The sequence below is a fragment of the Nonomuraea sp. NPDC050227 genome (assembly GCF_044459705.1).
Lineage (GTDB): Bacteria > Actinomycetota > Actinomycetes > Streptosporangiales > Streptosporangiaceae > Nonomuraea.
Window position 1 is genome coordinate 146,959 of record NZ_JBITJF010000019.1, and the last position, 18,420, is coordinate 165,378.

Annotated in this window: 15 protein-coding genes and 1 pseudogene; 4 read left to right on the forward strand and 12 right to left on the reverse strand. The window is 69.6% G+C overall.

The window, feature by feature from the left end:
• Nucleotides 1-235: 235 nt before the first annotated feature.
• From ACIBK9_RS50030 to ACIBK9_RS50045, 4 genes are read right to left on the reverse strand one after another with little or no spacing between them, the layout of a single operon-like run.
• Nucleotides 236-1,609: an ATP-binding cassette domain-containing protein gene (locus tag ACIBK9_RS50030; RefSeq protein WP_357706100.1), complete on the reverse strand. Its 1,374-nt coding sequence runs from the start codon at nt 1,607-1,609 to the stop codon at nt 236-238.
• Nucleotides 1,606-2,400 carry an ABC transporter permease gene (locus ACIBK9_RS50035; RefSeq protein WP_397166345.1) on the reverse strand — a complete coding sequence of 265 codons (795 nt, stop codon included), beginning with the start codon at nt 2,398-2,400 and terminating at the stop codon, nt 1,606-1,608. The genes ACIBK9_RS50030 and ACIBK9_RS50035 overlap by 4 nt, the downstream gene beginning before the upstream one ends.
• Nucleotides 2,397-3,344, reverse strand: a complete 948-nt coding sequence (locus tag ACIBK9_RS50040; protein WP_357706098.1) for an ABC transporter permease — start codon at nt 3,342-3,344, stop codon at nt 2,397-2,399. The genes ACIBK9_RS50035 and ACIBK9_RS50040 overlap by 4 nt, the downstream gene beginning before the upstream one ends.
• Complete coding sequence (locus ACIBK9_RS50045; RefSeq protein ID WP_357706097.1) at nt 3,329-4,879, reverse strand: ABC transporter substrate-binding protein; 1,551 nt, start codon at nt 4,877-4,879, stop codon at nt 3,329-3,331. Before ACIBK9_RS50045 ends, ACIBK9_RS50040 begins: the two co-directional genes overlap by 16 nt.
• Before the next feature lie 64 nt (nt 4,880-4,943).
• Here ACIBK9_RS50045 and ACIBK9_RS50050 point away from each other — a divergent pair, with 64 nt between their 5' ends.
• Both ACIBK9_RS50050 and ACIBK9_RS50055 read left to right on the forward strand, forming a co-directional pair.
• Nucleotides 4,944-6,266 (forward strand): MATE family efflux transporter, encoded by a 1,323-nt coding sequence (locus ACIBK9_RS50050; RefSeq protein WP_397166347.1) that lies wholly within the window; start codon nt 4,944-4,946, stop codon nt 6,264-6,266.
• Nucleotides 6,267-6,704: 438 nt separating this feature from the next.
• Nucleotides 6,705-7,115, forward strand: a complete 411-nt coding sequence (locus ACIBK9_RS50055) for a hypothetical protein (protein ID WP_397166349.1) — start codon at nt 6,705-6,707, stop codon at nt 7,113-7,115.
• A 147-nt stretch (nt 7,116-7,262) separates the two neighbouring features.
• On the opposite strand, the gene ACIBK9_RS50060 is transcribed toward ACIBK9_RS50055, so the two are convergent.
• The 7 genes from ACIBK9_RS50060 to ACIBK9_RS50090 all read right to left on the reverse strand — a co-directional run bounded on the left by ACIBK9_RS50060 (nt 7,263) and on the right by ACIBK9_RS50090 (nt 12,504).
• Nucleotides 7,263-7,550, reverse strand: a complete 288-nt coding sequence (locus ACIBK9_RS50060; RefSeq protein WP_397166350.1) for a hypothetical protein — start codon at nt 7,548-7,550, stop codon at nt 7,263-7,265.
• Between the two features lie 468 nt (nt 7,551-8,018).
• Nucleotides 8,019-8,861 carry a hypothetical protein gene (locus tag ACIBK9_RS50065; protein ID WP_397166352.1) on the reverse strand — a complete coding sequence of 281 codons (843 nt, stop codon included), beginning with the start codon at nt 8,859-8,861 and terminating at the stop codon, nt 8,019-8,021.
• A 32-nt stretch (nt 8,862-8,893) separates the two neighbouring features.
• A complete protein-coding gene (locus ACIBK9_RS50070; RefSeq protein WP_397166354.1) occupies nt 8,894-9,391 on the reverse strand; it encodes a hypothetical protein in 498 nt (165 codons plus the stop codon).
• A 134-nt stretch (nt 9,392-9,525) separates the two neighbouring features.
• Nucleotides 9,526-9,984, reverse strand: coding sequence for an SRPBCC domain-containing protein (locus tag ACIBK9_RS50075; RefSeq protein ID WP_397166355.1), 459 nt, complete (start codon nt 9,982-9,984; stop codon nt 9,526-9,528).
• A gap of 48 nt (nt 9,985-10,032) precedes the next feature.
• On the reverse strand, nt 10,033-10,497 hold the full coding sequence (locus tag ACIBK9_RS50080) for an SRPBCC domain-containing protein (protein ID WP_397166357.1): 465 nt from the start codon (nt 10,495-10,497) through the stop codon (nt 10,033-10,035).
• 257 nt (nt 10,498-10,754) lie between these two features.
• Nucleotides 10,755-11,882, reverse strand: coding sequence for a sensor histidine kinase (locus ACIBK9_RS50085; protein WP_397166359.1), 1,128 nt, complete (start codon nt 11,880-11,882; stop codon nt 10,755-10,757).
• Complete coding sequence (locus tag ACIBK9_RS50090) at nt 11,872-12,504, reverse strand: LuxR C-terminal-related transcriptional regulator (RefSeq protein ID WP_397166360.1); 633 nt, start codon at nt 12,502-12,504, stop codon at nt 11,872-11,874. The genes ACIBK9_RS50085 and ACIBK9_RS50090 overlap by 11 nt, the downstream gene beginning before the upstream one ends.
• Nucleotides 12,505-12,867: 363 nt before the next feature.
• On the opposite strand from ACIBK9_RS50090, the pseudogene ACIBK9_RS50095 reads away from it, so the two are divergent.
• A pseudogene (locus ACIBK9_RS50095) lies at nt 12,868-13,572 on the forward strand (transposase); the annotation flags it as partial.
• A gap of 448 nt (nt 13,573-14,020) precedes the next feature.
• On the opposite strand, the gene ACIBK9_RS50100 reads toward ACIBK9_RS50095, so the two are convergent.
• Nucleotides 14,021-14,836 carry a DUF2690 domain-containing protein gene (locus tag ACIBK9_RS50100; protein ID WP_397166362.1) on the reverse strand — a complete coding sequence of 272 codons (816 nt, stop codon included), beginning with the start codon at nt 14,834-14,836 and terminating at the stop codon, nt 14,021-14,023.
• A 124-nt stretch (nt 14,837-14,960) separates the two neighbouring features.
• On the opposite strand from ACIBK9_RS50100, the gene ACIBK9_RS50105 reads away from it, so the two are divergent.
• A complete protein-coding gene (locus ACIBK9_RS50105; protein WP_397166363.1) occupies nt 14,961-18,413 on the forward strand; it encodes a GDSL-type esterase/lipase family protein in 3,453 nt (1,150 codons plus the stop codon).
• Nucleotides 18,414-18,420 lie beyond the last annotated feature (7 nt).

The following is an 18,420-nucleotide window of genomic DNA, read 5'->3' on the forward strand; positions in this document are numbered from 1 at the left end:
CTCCCTGTCCTCGCAGGTGGGGGCATCGTGCTGGCGCTCGCTGCTCCCTCCCTGTCGAGCCGGCGGTCCGGGCGGCCCGTGCGGCGGGCTCGATGGTGCTGGCCCTGTCGGGATCAGTAGCGTGCCTGGCACTGATCCTCATGGGCGCGGAGGCGGCGTCGGCGCTGCCCGTCCCCGTTTCCCTGGCCATCGGGCGCGTAGGCCGTGGGCACGACCGTTGGCCGGCATGTCCCGGTTAGACCGTGACCACACTGTCGGCGTACTCCTGGACGAGCCGGAGATCGTGAGAGGCGAAGATCACGGCCGTGCCCTGCGTTTCCCGCAGGCCGGTCAGGAGGTTCATGACCGCGCGGGCGGTGCCGTCGTCCAGGGCCGAGGTGACCTCGTCGCAGATCAGCACGTCGGGTTCGGCGGCCAGTGCGCGTGCGATGGAGACGCGTTGGCGCTGGCCGCCGGACAGCTCGTGCGGATATCGGCCGGCATGGCCGGGGCTCAGCCCGACCTGTTTCAGCAGTTCGTCCACGCGCTCAGGTCCCGCGGCGCGGGGGCGTCGGCGGTGCAGCCGCACCGGCCGTAGCAGGGCGGCGCCGACGGTGGCCGAGGGGTTCAGCGCGCCCATCGGGTTCTGCGGTACGAACTGCACCCGGCGCCGCAGTTCCTGCCCGCGGCGCCGCACGTCAGGATGCAGGGGGAGACCGTCCAGCGTGAGCGAGCCGCCCGCGCGCGGGTGCAGGCCGACCAGGGTGCGCAGCAGCGTGGTCTTGCCCGAGCCCGAAGGGCCGACGACGCCGACCGTGCTTCCTGAGGGCGCGTGCAGGTCGATGCCGCGCAGCACCTGCAGCCGTGCGGGCCCCACATGTGCGGCCAGCCCTTCGGCGCGTAGTCCCGTCTCATGACCAGGTGTGCCGCGGCGCGGCGGCCTGGGGGCGGACGCTTGGGAGGGCGCGCCACCGGGCAGTTCCAGGACGTCGTCGGCCACCTGGGCGACCAGTTCCCGGTCGTGGCAGGACATCACCACCGCGATTCCGCGTTCTGCGGCCAGCCGCCGCAGCAGCGCGCCGATGTCCGCGCGTGCGGTCGGATCGAGCCCCGCGGTGGGCTCGTCCAGGAGCAGCAGATCAGGCCGGCGGGCCAGCCCCCGGGCCAGAGCGACCCTGCGCTGCTGGCCACCTGAGAGCTCGACGGTCCTGCGCCTGAGCAATCCGGGGACGTCGCCCAGACCGACCTCGCCGAGCAGGCCGGCGACGTCGTCACGGGTCAGGCCGGCGCCGGTCTCGGCGACGACGGAGGCCACGCGCATCCTGGGGTTGAGCGCCGAGCCGGGATCCTGCCCGACGAAGGCCAGTCGGCTGCGCCGCAGCTCGCGGAGCGCGTCAGAGCCGCAGCCGAACACGTCCGTGCCGAGCACCCGCACGTCTCCTGCCTGACGGGTGGTGCGCGGGGGGAGGTCGCCGAGCAGCGCGCGCAGCAGGGTGGTCTTGCCGGAGCCTGAGGCGCCCACCAGGGCCAAGACACGCCCGGAATGGGCGGCCAGGCTGACGCCCGCCAGCAGCTCGGGCCCGCCGGGGGCCGCCACGGTCAGCCTGGTCACCACCGCAAGCGGGGTCACAGGAGTGCCACCTCCGATGTACGTGCCTTGGGGGCGAGTGCGCCGGCGGCCAGGTTGACGCTCATCGCCAGCGCGGCGATCGCGATGCCAGGCGCCAGCACGGCCCACGGGTTGAGGACGAGCCCGGCGCTGTTCTCGCGGATCATCAGTGCCCAGTCGGCGGCCGGGGGCTGGGGGCCGATCTGGAGGAAGGCGGCAGTGGAGATCACGTAGACGCCTTCCACGAAACGGAGCCCGAACAGGGCCAGGACGGTGGAGCGCAGGTTCGGCAGCACCTCGCGGATGATGAGATGCCAGGTGCGCTCGCCACCGGCGATGGCCGCTTCGACGTAGCCGGTGGTCACGACGGGCGCCGCGGCGGCGGCCATGAACCGGACGGCGAAGGGGACACCGAGTGCGACGGCGGCGGTGACGAGGGCGAACGGGCCGCCGCGCGGCCAGGCCTGGGTGACCAGCAGGATACCCAGGACGGCGGGCAGCAGCATGAACACGTCTGTCGCCCGTTCGATGAAGCGGCCGAAGGCCGGACGTAGCGCGCCGGCCACGCCCAGGACCGCGGCGATGGCCGTGACGAGCAGTGCGACGGCGATGGAGGACAGGACCAGGTCGCGCCCTCCGTACAGGAGCCTGCTCAGGACGTCGCGGCCGAGCTGGTCTCCGCCGAGCAACGTGCCGTCGGCTCCGGGCGGCCCGTAGGGGATGGTGACCGGCTGGTCCATCGGCAGGGGAGCCAGGAGCGGTCCGCCCAAGGCCAGCAGGAGCAGGACCAGTGCGGGCAGCAGACGCGTCACAGGCGGCCTCCTGCGGCCCAGGAGCGGATCAGGTCGGCGACCAGCAGCACACACGTGATCGCGAGCCCGGTCAGCGCCACTACTCCGGCGATGATCGGGCTGTCGCGGTCTGCTACGGCTCCGGCGAGGAGCGTGCCGACCCCGGGATAGTTGAAGATGGTCTCTACCGCGACCGCGCCGCCCAGCAGCATGCCGGTGGAGGTCGCCGCGCCCACGGCGATGGCGGGCAGTGCGCCGGGCAACAGGTGGTGGCTGAGGACGCGCCGGGGCTGCAGACCGTCGAGGACCGCGGCGGCCACATGCGGTGCTCGCGCCTCGTCGGCGATCGCACCGCGAACGATCCGTGCATTCCATCCGATCTGCGGGATCGCCAGTGCCAGCACCGGTAGTACCAGCATCGTCCATGAGGCAGGGGACCCGTCCGCCCCGGCAAGCGTTGCCGCGGGCAGCAGGTCTGTCCACAGCGCGAACACCAGCACCAGCGCCACCGCGATCACGAACTCGGGCAGGGCCAGCACCGCCGTGGCGGAGGCCGAGGTCACCCGGTCGGTCACCGATCCCGGGTGCAGTGCGGCCCAGCAGCCGACGGCGAGCGCGGTGACGACGGTGACGGCTAGAGCGATGCCGCCCAGCAGCAGCGTGTTGGGCAGCGGCCCCGCCAGCAGGTCCCAGACCTTCTCCCCGCGGGCGGAGACGCCGAGGTCCCCGGTGGGCAGCCCGGCCATCCAGCGCAGGAACCGTAGGAACACCGGCTGGTCGAGGCCGAGCAGGGTGCGGCGCCGGGCGATGTCGGCCTCGCTCTCCCCGCGCTCGGCGGTCGCGTCGGCGGCGTCGCCCGGCAGCGCCTCCACGACGACGAAGACCAGCGCGAGCAAGGCCGCGAGCAGTCCAGCCCGGCGGGCGAGCAACCAGCCGAGCCGCAGCACCGTCAACGAGCCAGCCATACCCGCTCAAGCTGCACGCGTCCGTACCCGGGAAGCTTCGGCAGGTCCCGTACGGCCGCTCCGGCCAGGTCGATGCCGTCGGCCATGCCCCACAGCACGTAACCGGAGCGCTCGTGCTCGATCTCCTGCAGCGTACGCAGAGCCTTGGCCCTGGCGGCCTCGTCCAGGGTGCCCACGGCCTCCTTGTACGCCTGGTCGAACGCGGCGTCGCTCCAGCCCGACTCGTTCTGTCCCGCGCCGGTCAGCAGAAGCTTGCTGGCGAAGAACAGCACCGAGTCGTTGGTGCCCCAGTACGTGGTGTAGAGGTCGCCCTTGAGCCAGGTCTTGTCCCAGAACGCGCCGGAGTCCTGCTTGACGACTTCGATCTGCACGCCCGCCTCACGCACCTGGGTGGCGAACAGCGCGGCGGACTCGGCGAGCCCCGCGATGTCGTCGGTGGTGTGCAGCGGGTAGGTCTTGGACAGGTCGAAACCGGCCTCCTGCAGCAGCTGTTTGGCCCGCGCGAGATCGCGTGCGCGCTGCGGCAGGTCCTTGGCGTAGATGGGGTCGCCCGTGCCGAGCACGTCGTTGGCGACCTTGCCGTACCCGCTGAGCACCTGCTTGACCATCGCCTCGCGATCCACGGCCAGCCGGAGCGCCTCGCGGACCCGGGGGTCGGCGTACGGGCTGCCCTTGGAGGTGCGCATGACGATCGGCATCGCCATGTCGTCGGGCCGGCGCAGCACCTGCACGCCAGGCCGGCCGGCGGCGACGCGGGCGGCGACGGCGCCCACGTTGGAGGCCACGTCGATCTGCCCGGCCAGCAGCGCGTTGGCCATGGCCTGCGGACTTTCGAAGATCTTCACCTCGATCGCGTCGAGGTACGGCTTGCCCCCGTGCCAGCTGTCGTTGCGGACCAGGCGGGCGTTGCCGTCGCGGTACCAGTCGAGCTTGAACGGGCCGGTGCCCGGCGCGCCGGCCACCTCCGTGGTGTCCTTCTTCATCACGAACGTCGTCAACCGCATCATCAGCGGCAGGTCGGCGTTGGGATAGTCCGAGGTGAGCACGACGGCGTCCCCGTCCGCCTTGATGTTCGCGGACGTGACGCCCGGCAGCCGGGAGGGACCGGCGGGGGTGTCGCGCAGGCGGCGCAGCGACCAGACGACGTCCTCGGCGGTCACCGGCGTGCCGTCGTGGAAGGTCGCGCCCGGCGCCAGCGTGAACCGCCAGGTCCTGACCTCCTTGTCGGCCTTCCACGCCCCGGCCAGCCGGGGCGCGGTGTTGGCGGTGGCGCCCGGGACGGTCAGCGTGTCGTAGAGCAGACTGATGATCAGATAGTCGCTCTCGTTGGCCTGCGTGCCGTGGGGGTCGCGGGTGATCGCGCTCGCCTTGCCCAGCGCGCCGACGCGCAGGGTGCCGCCGGTGGCAGGCTTCGCCTGAGCCGGTTGGCTCGCGAGGGCGGCGCCGGGCTCCGCCCCGCTGCCACAGGCCGCGAGCAGCGCCGCTAGGCTCGCTCCTCCCGCGGTCATGAGAAGCTGACGCCTGCTCAGGTTCACTTCGTCCTCATTCGCACCGATAGTCTTACTTAGGTTTGCCTATCCTAAAGGGAGAGAAAACGGCGTGACAACGTCCCCCCTGCGCCACGACGTACGCGAACTGGCCGGACTCGCCGTACCCCTCGCCCTCACCCAGCTCGCCCAGGTCGCGCTGACCACCACCGACACCCTCATGCTCGGCCTGCTCGGCGTGCAGGCGCTGGCGGCGGGCGGGCTGGCGATGGTCATCTTCAACCAGCTGCGCACCATGGGCGTCGGGCTGGTGACAGCGGTCGGCAACCAGGTCGCCGCCGCCCACGCACGTGAAGAGGATGTCGGTGACCTGGTCCGCGCCGCGATGGCGCTGGCGACCATCGCGGGTCTCGTCGGCGGCGCGGCCATGATTCTGATCGGCGAGGCCGTCGCCCTGCTGGGGCAGGAGCCGGCGGTGATCGAGCGGATGCGGCCGATGTTGTGGGCGCTGGCGCCCGGCTTGCTGCCCTGCCTGTGGTTCCAGGCGCTTCGGCAGTTCACCGTCGGCATGCGTCGCCCGCAGGCGCTGTTGCGCATCACCCTGGCCTCGATCGTGGTCAACGCCGCGCTCAACGCCGCGCTCGTCCATCCGCTCGGGCTGGCTGGGATCGGGGCCGCGACCAGTGCCGTCTACCTGGCGACCTTCGTCGCGTTGTACGTCTCCGCCCGCCGGGACCCGGAGCTGGCCCCGGCGCTCACCCTTCGCTTCTGGCGGGCCCGTCCCGCGACCGTGCGCCGGCTCACCGGGCTCGGACTGCCGATCGCCGCCACCTACGGGTCCGAGGCAGGGTTCTTCTCCGTCGTCGCCCTGATCATCGGCGCGTCCGGCACCGCTGCCCTGGCCGCGCACACCGCCGTCAACCAGCTCGTCTACATCGTCTTTCAGGTGTCCGTGGGTCTGTCGCACGCCGCCTCGATCGGCGTGAGCAGGCAGATCGCCCTGGGACAGGCCGGTCAGGCCCGGCGCATCGCGCGAGCCGCCCTCGCCTGCGGGGCTGCCGTCATGGCGATCGTCGCGGTGCTGTACCTCGCGCTGCCCGGCCTGATCCTGCGCCCCTTCCTCGGCGCGGAAGGCGGAAAGGCGCTCGCCATCGCCACCGGCCTGCTCATGGTGGCCGCCGTCATGCAGTTCGTCGACTGCGCCCAGAACATCGGCGTGGGTCTGCTCCGTGGTCTCGACGACACCAAGGGCGGTTTCCGGCTGACCTTGGTCGGCTACTGGCTCGTGGGTCTTCCCCTCGCGGCCCTGCTGGCGGGACCGGCCGGACTGGGCGCGGTGGGCACCTGGCTGGGCCTGCTCGGCGGCCTCACCGCCACAGCCGGCCTGCTCCTGCGCCGCTTCTCCCGCAGGCTGGCCGCACTACCGGTGCGGTAGCGCCGGCCGCGGCTGCTCGGCCGGCAGTGGTCCTTCGGCTTCCCGCCGCGCAGGTCGGACTGAGTCCGGAGGGCAGGACAGCGACGCTGGCACCCTGACGGGCGCGGGCGTCACCGCCGAGGTCCTCGACGTGCAGCGGCCGATCAATGCGCCTGGACTTCTCCTGACGGGGCGGCCTGTCGGCGGCCACCCGCAGCGACGTGGAGGAGGTCGCCAACCTGGCGATCCGCCGCGACCTGCCCGTCGCCGCGCGGTACCTGCCGCTGGCCGAGGCGCGGGACGCTCGCGCTGACCGCCGAGTCCTCCGCCGGCGCCGGGCAGCGCCGCGTCGAGGCGGTCACCGGCATCGAGGCCTTCCGCTACCTGGCCCGCGAGCGCGACCTGCTCACCCGGGTCACCGAGCAGCTCAACGCGCCCGGAGAGGAGGCGCCCGACCGCGTGACGGCGCTGGTCAAGCGCATGAAGGCGGCCGAGCGGCAGTCCCAGCAGCTACGCGACCGGCTCCTGACGGCCGACGCTGAACGCGTGGCCGGCCAGGCGGCCGACCTCGGCCCAGTGCTGTTCGCGACCGCGCACACCGACCTGGCGCCACGCCCGCTGGCCGAACTGGTCCGTGCCCGTCTGCCGCACGCGCGGCCCGGCGTCGTCGCGGTCGCCTCACCCGAGGGCTTCGTCGTGGCCGTCAACGAGCCCGCAAAGGTGTCCAGGGTGTCGGCCGCAGCGCTGGTCAAGCTCGTCCTGGACGGCCGGGGAGGCGGCAACGCCGCCCTCGCCCAGGGCAAGCGGCCCGCCGACAGCGAGGCCACCACGGACCGCCTCACCCGGCTCCTGGCCGAGTACTCGGGATGATGCCTGCCAAGCGCCGGCACTGGCTGAGAACGGCGTCGTCACCCAAGCAGGGTTGATCTCCCTCCTGTCTGTCTGGAATGCGCAGACCGTCAAGGGCGAGGGGAACCGTGTCGGCAGGCGCGGGCGGGTATCCCCTCGGCGAAGGCGTCAATACCAGGGGCTGCACAGGTTGGCGTCGTCGGGGGCGCGGGGGATGTACTTGTTCTCGGCGCACACGCGAGCAAGTTGGGTGCCGTCGACCATGCTGGTGAAGCGGTTGTCGTCGCCCCCGTATTGCAGATCGACTCTGGCCGTGCTCCTCCCGTCCCAAGTCTGCGCCCACATCCAGAGTGGGGGACGGCTGGCGCTGGGGTATCGGGCCCAGTTGGCCGCGCAGTTGGCGGAGTAGCGCAGTTCTACGTAGGCATTCCAATCAGGAACCTTCCACGACGTCACGGTCCGGACCTCGTCGTCGCACAAGATCGGTGATCGGTCGACACAGGTGGACCCCACACACGCGGGCGGGGGCGGCCATGGCTGGGCCGCGGCGGGGGAGACCGGCGAGATCGTGACGCCGAGAACGGCCGCGATCATGACAGTGGCACGGGTTGTGTAACGCATTTGCCACCTTTCGCTTGCTGAGGAACAACGTGGTTGCGCGATCGGTCGCCAAATAGCCCTTGCCGGGCAGTTCGGCGTTAGGGGCGCGGAGGCGTGTACCGCGCTACCCGGCAGAGGCAGCGAGATGGGCAAGGCGATCATCACAGGAAGCAGGCGGCGTAACGGCCACCGTGGCACGCAGCGAAGGGACATGTCTCCCCCGGAACAGGGGGCGATACATCTACGGAAATGCAGGGATGCTGCATCTGCCTGCGCAAGCAGGGCGTCCCGTCGGCCCGGCACAACCAGGAAGAGGCCCAGTGCTCACCAGCCGGCGGCGAAGAAGTCGATGCTGGTGTCCTGCCAAGCCAGCGCGTACAGCAGGACGGCGTCCACGGCCATGATCGCCAGCGTCGTCAGCACCGCGGGGCCCACGTCAGGTGGCGCAGAAGCCAGCAGTTCGTGCCGCGGGATCGAGGCCCGCCACAGGCCGATCACCGTGACGGTCCCGCCCGCCAGGGCAACGCTGAACATGATGACCGTATAGGCGCGGGCCCACAGCCTGCCTTTGAGCAGCCCTCTGACCAGCGCCACCGTCATGACGGTGATCGCTAACGGTGGTATTGCGGATCCATCGGCGTTCACCGCCTGGTCAATCGTGGCGATGACTCCCACCAGAGCGGCTGCACCCAGGGAGACGGCCGCCAGGACGACGCCACCCGGCGCCCGCTCCCGGGGCTGGGCGGCGGCGCGGGCCTCAGCCCTGCTGAGGCCACATCCCCGCAGGTAGGCGCTGGCGTCCTGGCCGTAGGGCAGTCTGGCCACGACGAGGGCTGCGGCGGCGTTCACCAGGATGGACAGCCAGACCGTTGTCGGGACAGAGGCGAGCCCCATCACGCCGATCGCCAAGATGATCAGGAACGCCGTCAGCAGCCAGGCGGCGACGGCCAGCACCGGCCTGGCCTGACGTACACCCCAATGCACGGCCACCGCCGCAGCGAGCATCGGCAGCGCCAACAGCAGCACCACAGGCTGCGTGCCAGCCCAGTCGTCAGACGCCAGAAGCCCCAGATCGATCAGGTGATTCACGACCGACAGCTCTGCGAGCAGGCCGCCGGCCAGCAGGTAGGCCAGGAACGCGCACGCGTGCACGGTCTCGGGTACCACGCGCCGTCCCTCTGGCAGCGGAGCGGGCGTAGTCATGCCGGGCATTCCTGCTTGATGCTCCACACGGCGGACCTGCCCCAGCCGATCTTCACCGGGTGACTCTGTCCATTGTCGTCACCGAACCAGATGCGCGTCACTCCTGCCCGCCTGGCGATGACGCGCCACGACCATACGGGCCCTTCGTCGAGAGCGACGACGTCAGAGCCTCGGGATGGCCGCGCGTCGCCGTACTCGAAGTGGAAGTTGATCTGCCCGGTGGCGAGGCTGCCCTTGGGCACGTAGAAGGAGTAGGTACACGTCTCCTTCCGGAAGTAGGGCTGGTAGCCCACCTCCAGGCAGCGGTGCGAGCCGTTGGCGTAGGTCCAGTTCACAGACGTGCCGTTGTCGTCGACGCCGGTGTTGTACTGGGCGTCCTTGCCGCCGGCGCACCCCTGGGCGGCGTTGCTGAAGTCGAGCACCGTAACCTTCGGTGGCAGGAAGGAGAGCCGGGGCCAGGCGGCCTGGGCAGGCGCGGCGACGGTTGCGGTCAAGACCAGGGCGGGAACAGTGAACGTCAGGGAACGCGACAAGATCGACATGGCTCTCCAACAGCGGTGTCGTGAACGGGTGTGCCAGGGATGGCGAAGTTCCTGATGTCGTCGCCGTGGTGTGGTGCGTGAACAGTTCAGGAAGTGACGGCGGAGGCCAGCTCGAAGGTGAGGCCGAGCGGTTCGCCGGTTTCGACGAGGGTTTTGAGGTTGGCCAGTCCCATCGGCCATGCCCGTACGGTCAGCGCGGCCGTCACGCTCGCGGGGTCGAGTTGGTCGTGCACCACCCGCAGGTGTGTCAGGTGGGCCAGCGCGGTGAAGGTGTAGGAGACATGGGAGGCGGGCTCGGCGCGTGCGTCCGGGTTCCACAGTTCCCGCCAGGTGCGCACCAGTCGATGGGGCGCCTCGGCTTCCAGCACGATGCCGTCGACCATGACCGGCCCGTCGCCGATGCGGCTGGGCAGGCGGGAGCCGACATTCCAGTCGGATTCGATGGTCGCGCCGAAGTTGATGTGCGGGCTGAGCTCGGGATCGGTGAAGGTGCGCCACACCTGATGGGGTGTGGCACGGATGTAGCTGTCGATGGTGTACGTCATGCGGGGCTCCGGGGACGAGAAGGCAGGCAGGGAGGGCAGAGGTGGGTGTCAGGGCGCGGCGGTCAGTGGCTGACCGGTCTCAGCCACGGTCTTCAGAGCACTCAAGATCCACATCCATCCCTCGCCGGCGACAGCGCGGGCAGTGCGAGGAGCGTCGTCCAGCTGGTCGTGTATGAGGGTGAGCAGGCAGAATCCGCCTTCGCGCTCATCGATTCGCCAGGTGACGCGACTGGCCTTCTCCTGCGCGACGTCTTCGCTCCACAGGGCACGCCAGCTGGTCACCAGTCTGCGTGGAGGATCGAATATCTCGACGAGGCCATCGCTCAGCGGCTCACCGCCGAGGCCCAGGACGCGAAAGGGTGACCCGGGCTCTCCGGACGTGTTCACCTGGCCGAGATGGTGCCTGCTCACCTCCGGAAGCGTGATGGCCTGCCACAGATCAGCGGCGCTCGCCTTGATGAAGATCTGGTACGTCTGGGGTCTTGGGCGGTCATCGGCCATGTGGTCAGACATTGCGGCCTCCCCTTCTGGCAGCGCCGCCGTTCTGTGAGGCTGGATGCCCGTTCCTGGCACGGCGTGCCGGCCGCTTCACATTGGCGGTACGTCCGGCCCGGGGCCGGTGTCGAGCCTGGCCCTGTCGCCGGAGCGGTCCGGCCTCGTCATGGGCGCGGCGCGCCGTCGACGTGGTGCGGTGGGGCTTCATGCATGCCAGTGTCCGGAGGAAGATCTCATCTGAATAGTCGTGAAATAGGGGGACAGCGGGGGTGGTGTCATGAGGGGACACGAAGTTCGACCAGGGTGCCCTCACCGGGTGCCGAGTCGACTACGGTCGTGCCACCGATGTCGGCGATCCGGCCTTCGATCGACTCGCGCAACCCCAACCCCGCACCCCGCGCATCGAATCCGTCGCCCTGGTCCAGGACGCTGACCACGATCTCCCCGCGACGTGCTTGGCCGTGGACGACAGCCTGAGCCGTGCCGGCGTGCTTACGGACGTTCGTCAACGCCTCCCGTACCGCGCCGGTCACCGCCTCGACCGTGGCGATCGGCAGAACCACGTCGGCGGACTTCAGGCCGGAGGCGTGCAATTGCACGTTCAGCCCCGCCCGGTTGGCGTGTTCGACCACTTCCTCCAAGGCGGTGACCAGGTTGTTGCCGGCGCTGTCGTGCTCGCCCCGGACGTAGCGGCGCAGCCACCTCGCTTCCGCGGCCACGTGTCGCCTGACCTGCTCGTCGCTCACCCAGCCGTCGCGGACCAGGGCCTCCAAGGTCTGCAGGACCCGGTCGTGCAGGACGCGGCCGTTCCTGGCGCGTTCCTGTTCGGCGGCCAGCCTGGCCACCTGTCCCCGCGCCTCGTCCAGTTCGGCGGCGTTCCTGCGCAGCAGCGAGGTGACGAACCAGGCGATGCCCGCGTTGACCCAAAATCCGATCGTGTGTGGCAGCGCCCCCAGCCAGAAGAAGCCGCTGGCGGCCTGCATGTACAGGTAGGCCGCGGCCAGCGGCGCGGTGGCGGCCAGCGCGCCGGGGAGTGTGCGCACGCACACGCCGATGCCGATGGACACCAGCAACATGTACGGCAGCAGGAAGTCGGGGCCTGACCCGTGGAGCGCGGCGCCGGCGACCACCGTCATCCCCACGCCGACCCCGGCGGTCAGCACGGCGTCAGCCGCGACGAGCCGGCCTGCCGGAGGCCGGCGGCCAAGTCGGCACGCCATGACCACCGCGGCACTTGTCAGCCCGAGCACCGCCAGCGCGCCGCCGAAGCCGGGAATGTGCCGCCGCCACCCGCTGTCGCCCACGTAGTTGAGCGCGACCACCTCGGCCAACGCTCCGATGCGGAAGAGGATGACCGTCCAGGCGAGCACGGCCTCGGTACGGGCGCCGGCCTCACTGGCCACGGATGGCTCGCTCGGCGATCCGGTCCAGGGCGGCGGCGATCAGCTGGGCTTTGTTGCCTATCTGGAGCTTGCGTCTGATCCGCTCGACGTGGGTGTCGACCGTGGACTTCTTGATGCCCATCCGGCGGGCGATCTGGTCGTAGGTGAAGCCTTGCGCGATATGGGTGAGCACCTCTTCCTCGCGCGGCGCCAGCGGTACTGCCGGGGTGGGCGTGGTCAGCGTGGACATCCGCGCGTGCAGGATGTCGGCCAGTTCGGCCGACAGGTAGAAGCCGCGGGCCGCCACGACGCGGATGGCGCTGGACAGGAGCTCGGCGGGTTCGCTCTTGGTGACGTAGCCGCGTGCCCCGGCTCGTACGGCGGCCACCAGATCGGCGGGTCTGGCCGAGGCTGAGATCACCAGGATGTTGTACAGCTGCGACAGTTCGGCGATGGCGGGTACGCACGGCTCGTCGTCCCCCAGGTACAGGTCGAGCACCAGCACGTCCAGCTCGGGCTGGGTGCCGACAGATGCCAGATCGCGCCCGCTGAGCACGACCGCGAAATCCTCCGACTGCGCCAGGACGTGCTCAAGCCCGTGTCGGATGAGATCGTGATCGTCGATGACACCGATCGTGATCATGTCTCGCTCCTGCATACGCCACCCTGATCCAGGAGATGGTCTCACGGCAAGTCGCGTAAAGCAGGGACAATGGGGGACAAGAAGAGAGGGTGACGACGGCGGCCCTCGTGGTGCATGGAACGCCTGGCATAGAACCTCGCTCACCACCGATCTGCCAGCCCGATCGACGTACGGGCCGGCGGCGTGACTGCCTGCGCGACGCTTGTGGCCGGCGGAACGTTCGTCATCTGGACCGAGCCACCGAGCGCGTCGCTGCTCATCGCGTGGGCGCGGCGTGACAGCTGATAGAACGCCGGGCCCTGCTCGTCGCAGCTCCGGGCGACGTGTCAGCACAGCCGGGACGGGGCTGTAGCGGGCCACATGCGGTTTCGTACCGGCAGCCCGTGGCGTGACCTGCCGATCGAGTACGGGCCATGGTCCAGCGCCTACGACCGGTTCCGCTCCTGGGCACTGGCCGGCGTGTTCGAGCAGCTGATGCAGGAGGTGATCGGCGAGGCCGCAGGCCGGGGACAGGCCGATCTCGACCTGGTCAGCGTCGACTCCACCGCCGTCCGCGCCCACCGTCATGCCGCCGGGGTGGTCTTGGACGGTGAGCTGAGCGCAGCGCTGGAAGAAGCCGTCGAGCAGGAATGGGGGCTGCGCCAAAGGTGCAAAACGCCGCCGACGGTGCCCCCGGGCGACCCCGGCGATGAAGAGAACAGAGACAACGACGACGGGGACGACGAGGGGAACGAGCGGCGACGGCTACGACGCCGTTACCGGTTCCGGCTGAAGGCGGCCAAGCTGGGCCGCTCTCGGGGCGGGCTGACCAGCAAGGTGCATTTGGCGGCGGATGGTCGATGCCGTCCGCTGTCCTTGATCTTGACTGCCGGCCAGGCCGGAGACAGCCCGCAGTTTCGCGCTGTGCTGGAGCGCATCAAGGTCCGCCTGCCGATCGGCCGTCCGTGCACCCGTCCGGGCGCGTTGGCCGCCGACAAGGCCTACTCTTCTCGAGGCAACTGCGCCTACCTGCGTCGACGCGGGATCAAGGCGGTCATCCCGGAGAAGGCCGACCAGGCGGTTCGCCAGTTCGTATTGCCCGCGAAAAGCTTGGCCGCCTTACGCAGGGTGTCTCGCTCCCAGCTCTCGAATCGGGCCCTTAGCTGCTTGTTCTCCTCTTCCAACACATCGTCCGAGGGTGCGTGTCCGGCCGATGGGGTCCTGACGGGCAGCGGCACCGCCGGCCGCTCGTTGCACACCTCTACCCCGCGCCTGTGCGGCGTGCACCCACACCCGCAGCGTCTCGCGGCTGACTCTGAGGGGCCACGGATATTCCGGACAGCCGTCTTGTGGGCGTGGCCTATGCGGCCGCCGGGGTTGACGAGGGCGGCGGCGGCTTCCAGGTCTTCGAGGGCCTTGCACCAGTCCTGTGCGAACACCACTGCACAAGCACCCAGACGGGAGCCGGATGGAAGCCGGACGTCGAATCGTCCACGTCTCGCGACGTGGCAAGGGAGAGGGGAAGCGGGTATCAGGCTCACTCCGACCTGACACACGGGCTCTCAGCTATCGCCGAAAGCGTGCCGTCAATGTCGACGGCGCTCCTGCCCCGCAGGCATCCTGCGCCTGTGAGCAACATGCCCGACCAGTGCATGTCGTGCACGAAGTCCTCCGTGATGCGGCTGGAGCGGCCATCGGCCGGACGATAGGTCTCCACGTGCACGACAATGCGGCTGGCCGAGTTGTAGATGAGCGCCCCTGTGGGATTGAACCTGGCCCAGCCGGCACCGCACTTCGCGGAGTGGCGCAACTCCAGACCACCGATGATCGTGTTGCCCATCCAGACGTCCTGGCGCTGGAGCGTGACGGCGTCGCCACCGCATCCGTTCCTGGCGGGGTCGGCACCGTCCACCACCTGCTGCGGCGATTTGGTGGACAGCGGGAGAACCTGGGCGGCCGAGGCCCAGACCATCGGCGCGTCACTCTCATGCAGGACGACTGCCATGACCGCCGCGACCACCACAGCCACCAGCCCAGCCACGACGAGGAGCCGCGTCCGCGACCGCGTCCAAACGCTCCCGTGTTTCGTCGATGGCAGCTGTGCCTCATGCCACCGTCGCGACCACTCCTCCTTGTCGCCACCGCACGCCGCGACGTACGCCAAAGTCACCGCGAGCGAAGGTAAGGAGTCACCACCCGCGGCCTTGGCGAGCGCCGCGGCCGAGTAGTTGGCGGTCTTGGCGAGCTCCCGATAGGGGCGGCCACCGGCTTGGTCTCGTAATCGACGCAGATCATGGGCGAACGCCTGAACGGGCCCTTGACTCGGATCGACAGGCTTCTCTGGTCGCGGCATGCAGCTCTCCTCTGGAGCCACCCGTCCTTGGTTGTCTCCACGTTGTCGTGCGACAACGGGGAGCAGGTAAACCACTGTATTGCCTGCCAAGATCGTCTAACAAGACCGGTGTCGACGTGAGGTGATGGCGTTGGGCTCCTGGGTACGTGTGCTCGCCACGTTGGTGTTCCTCTTACCGGTCTGCGTTGTGTTCCCTGGCGGCCCGGCAGCCGCCGGCCGTGCCGAGCTCGTGGTCGAGGGGCGCGGAGATACCGGTGGCTATCACCTGTTCGTACGCCGCACCGGAGCATGGGCAGAGCTGGCCACGCTGCAGCCGGGCGGCTACGCGGACGAGGCGTGGATCGGCAACCAGTGCGTAGCAGACAACGGCAGAACTGTCGTCGCCGTCATCGCGCCCTGGCACCTGGCCAACAACGAGGCGGGGATGAACGCAGGCGGCCTGGCCTATGCGGTGGACGTCGCGTCGAGAGCAGTGCGTCCGCTCGCAGCCGGCGTCTCGCTGGCGTACTTCAACCCGGGATGCGGAGCGGGCGACCTGGTGGCGTTCACCACGTACCTGGGCCGGGCCCAGCGGCCGACCCGGGTCAGCGTCCTGCACGCGAGCACAGGCGCCGTGGTGCGCAGCGAGATCGTACACGATCAGCTGACCTCGACCGTGCCGACCTCCGACGGTTTGGTCGGGGTGCGTGGCGCGGAACTGGTCAGGGTCGAGGGCGGGCGGGCGATCCCGATCGAGCGCGTCGGCGGCCCGGCATTCGACGTGCGTGCCAGACCAGGCGGCGGCGTGGAGTTCGAGGTTTTCCAAGGGCAGGAGGCGCAGACACGGGCGCCCATGGCCAAACTGCCACAGAGCGCCCTACCGGCCTACACTCACCTGCCCGCACGGTCTTTCACCTCGGCGGCGAGCGTCCGGAACACGACCGCACCTGCCTGCGCAGTACCGCGTAATAGGGTTTTCGCCCAGGTCAGACAACCTACGTCGGAGCAGGTGCGCTGGGCGGTGCACCATGCGAAGAGCAGAACACTCGGACTGCGCCCGCCCGACCCCGGGCAGTATCGCGTCCATCGCCAGGACGGCACGACCGCGCCGCTGGAGCAGGGCGACCCGAGCGTGGAGTTCCCCGCGCCGGAGACGGTCCCGGCGCAGGTCATGTACGGAGTCCTGGCACAGGAGTCGAACTGGAGCCAGGCGAGCTGGCGTGCGGTCATCGGGCGGGCGGGCAATCCGCTCATCGCCAACTACTACGGCGCCGCGCCTGACGACATCTACGCCATCGACTACGACAAGGCCGACTGCGGATACGGCATCGGCCAGGTCACCGACAGGATGCGCGCGGATTCCTCAGGCTCACCCGCCAGCCAGACCAGGATCGCGGTCGACTACGCCACGAACATCGCCGCCGCCCAGCAGATACTCGCCCAGAAGTTCACCCAGCTGGCCGCACTCGGGATCACCATGAACGGTGGCGACTCCCGCTACCTGGAGAATTGGTACGGGGCCATATGGGCCTACAACAGCGGAATCCACCCGATCGGCGAGGACACGAAGGGGCACGGCCTGGGCTGGGCGAACAACCCGGCCAACCCGATCTATCCCCCCGCCCGCCATGCCTTCCTGCACAACGGCGGCGACATCTATTTCGAAGACGCCAGCCACCCCGCCTTCTGGCCCTACCAGGAACGTGTCTTCGGCTGGATGGAGGTGGCGCTGTGGGAGCCCGACGGACACCGGAGGTATCCGGGACTCCTGCAGCGCGAGCAGCCAAGAACTCTCACTCTTCCGCCGTTCTCCACGTTCTGCGCGCCCGACGTGAATGCCTGTAGCTACCACCAGGCCGACCCATGCCCTGCTGTGGATGCCTCGTGCTGGTGGCCGAAGCCGGCTGCATGGGTCGACTGCGCCACGCTATGCGTCACCGATCCCGACGACGGTTCGCCCCAGACGGAGCCGCCCGGCAGGACCGTGAGTAAGGTCTGCGACCGGACAGGCTTACCGGACAACGCGATCGTCGTCGACGATGTGATGTTGGACCAGAACCCGGACAGGACCAACCCCAACCTCGTCGGCTGCCCCACGGAGAGCCGGCCGTGGAGCCGACAGGGCACGTTCTCCATCACCGACAGCTGGGGCAACCCCCTCACCGCGAGCAGCGGGGCAGACGTCGATCTGCACCAGGTCGGCGGCGGTTTCAGCGGCCACATGTGGGCGACTCACACCTCAGGCGGGTTCTCCTCGGTGGCCCAGGTGCCCGCGAACACGCCCGAGCGCGCCTACGAGGTCAGAGGCGCGTGGCAGCCCGTCCTCCCCGACTCGGGGATATACGAGGTGCGGGTCTTCGTCCCCGACCTGGGGGCGACCACCAAGCAGGCCACCTACCTCGTCGCGCCCCGAAAGTCGGAGCGGACGCGCGGATACCGGGTCACCATCGACCAGAACGCCTACGCCAACCAGTGGGTCAGCCTCGGGCACTTCCTGCTGAGCGAGGCTCCGGTCGTGACGCTCGGCTCCATCACCTACCGGGGCGATCCGAGCGTCGGGGAGGCCGTCGCCTTCGACGCCATGGCCTTTCTGCCGACCGACCCGGCGACCGTGGAACGCAGTGGTTATGTGGCGCTCGGCGACTCGTACTCCTCCGGCGAGGGCACGGTCCTCTACTACCCGCGGGACAACTTCACCGACGTGATGGCCGGTGAGCATCTGGACCTGCCGGACGGCAACCTCTGCCACCGCTCGGCGTACGCCTATCCGATCCTGCTTGCCGGCCAGTCCACCACGCTGCACACAGGCCCGACCATTCACCTGGCGTGCTCGGGGTCCAACCTGAACGACGTCGCCGGGATCGAGTACAAGATCTCCCGCTCCGGTCATGTCTACGACCTTGGCGAGCAGGCGCCCGATCCGATTGTGCGGGAGACCTCGGACAGTAAGAGCAATCCCGACTACGCGGGTAGCAAGCTCTACCTGGAGCCGGCGACCCAAGTGGGCCAGCTGCGCCTGGCCAACGCCAAACCGAAGCTCATCACGGTGACGGTCGGCGGCAACGACGTCGGCTTCGCCCAGGTCGTCATGGACTGCGTCGAGACCTACTTCGCGGAGCTCTTCCTGTCCACCAAGAAGGGATGCAGAAGTCACTTCAGCAACGGCGACCATCCGGACGTGATCAGCAACAGGATCAACGGCATCAAACCCCGGCTCGTCACCGCGTACAAGGCGATCGCCCAGGCCGTTGGCGACCCGCTGCGGGTGGTCGTCGTGAACTATCCGAACATCTTCCGCGACCCGAGCGAGGCGCATGAGGCGTGCGCCTTCATCGAGTCAGCCGACCGCGGCTGGCTCAGGGAGAAGACAGCCGAGCTCAACCGGGTCATCCGCGAGGCGGCGGCAGAGGCCGGGGTGCGCATCGCCGACGTCTCGACGGCGTTCGCCGGCGGTGACCTCTGTGACAAGGAGGGCCACTTCAGCGCCGTCGAGCTCGGTATCTGGCCCACCACCGACTACCACCTGGTGGACAACTACTTCCATCCCAGCAAGGAGGGCTACCGGCGGATGGCCGCCGCCCTCGGCAATCTCGTGTGAGGAGATC

Coding starts and splice junctions, on each gene's coding strand:
- ACIBK9_RS50040 (WP_357706098.1), bottom strand. CDS start 3,344: ATGGCTGGCTCGTTGACGGTGCTGCGGCTCGGCTGGTTGCTCGCCCGC.
- ACIBK9_RS50075 (WP_397166355.1), bottom strand. CDS start 9,984: ATGACGTACACCATCGACAGCTACATCCGTGCCACACCCCATCAGGTG.
- ACIBK9_RS50080 (WP_397166357.1), bottom strand. CDS start 10,497: ATGTCTGACCACATGGCCGATGACCGCCCAAGACCCCAGACGTACCAG.
- ACIBK9_RS50090 (WP_397166360.1), bottom strand. CDS start 12,504: ATGATCACGATCGGTGTCATCGACGATCACGATCTCATCCGACACGGG.
- ACIBK9_RS50100 (WP_397166362.1), bottom strand. CDS start 14,836: ATGCCGCGACCAGAGAAGCCTGTCGATCCGAGTCAAGGGCCCGTTCAG.
- ACIBK9_RS50105 (WP_397166363.1), top strand. CDS start 14,961: ATGGCGTTGGGCTCCTGGGTACGTGTGCTCGCCACGTTGGTGTTCCTC.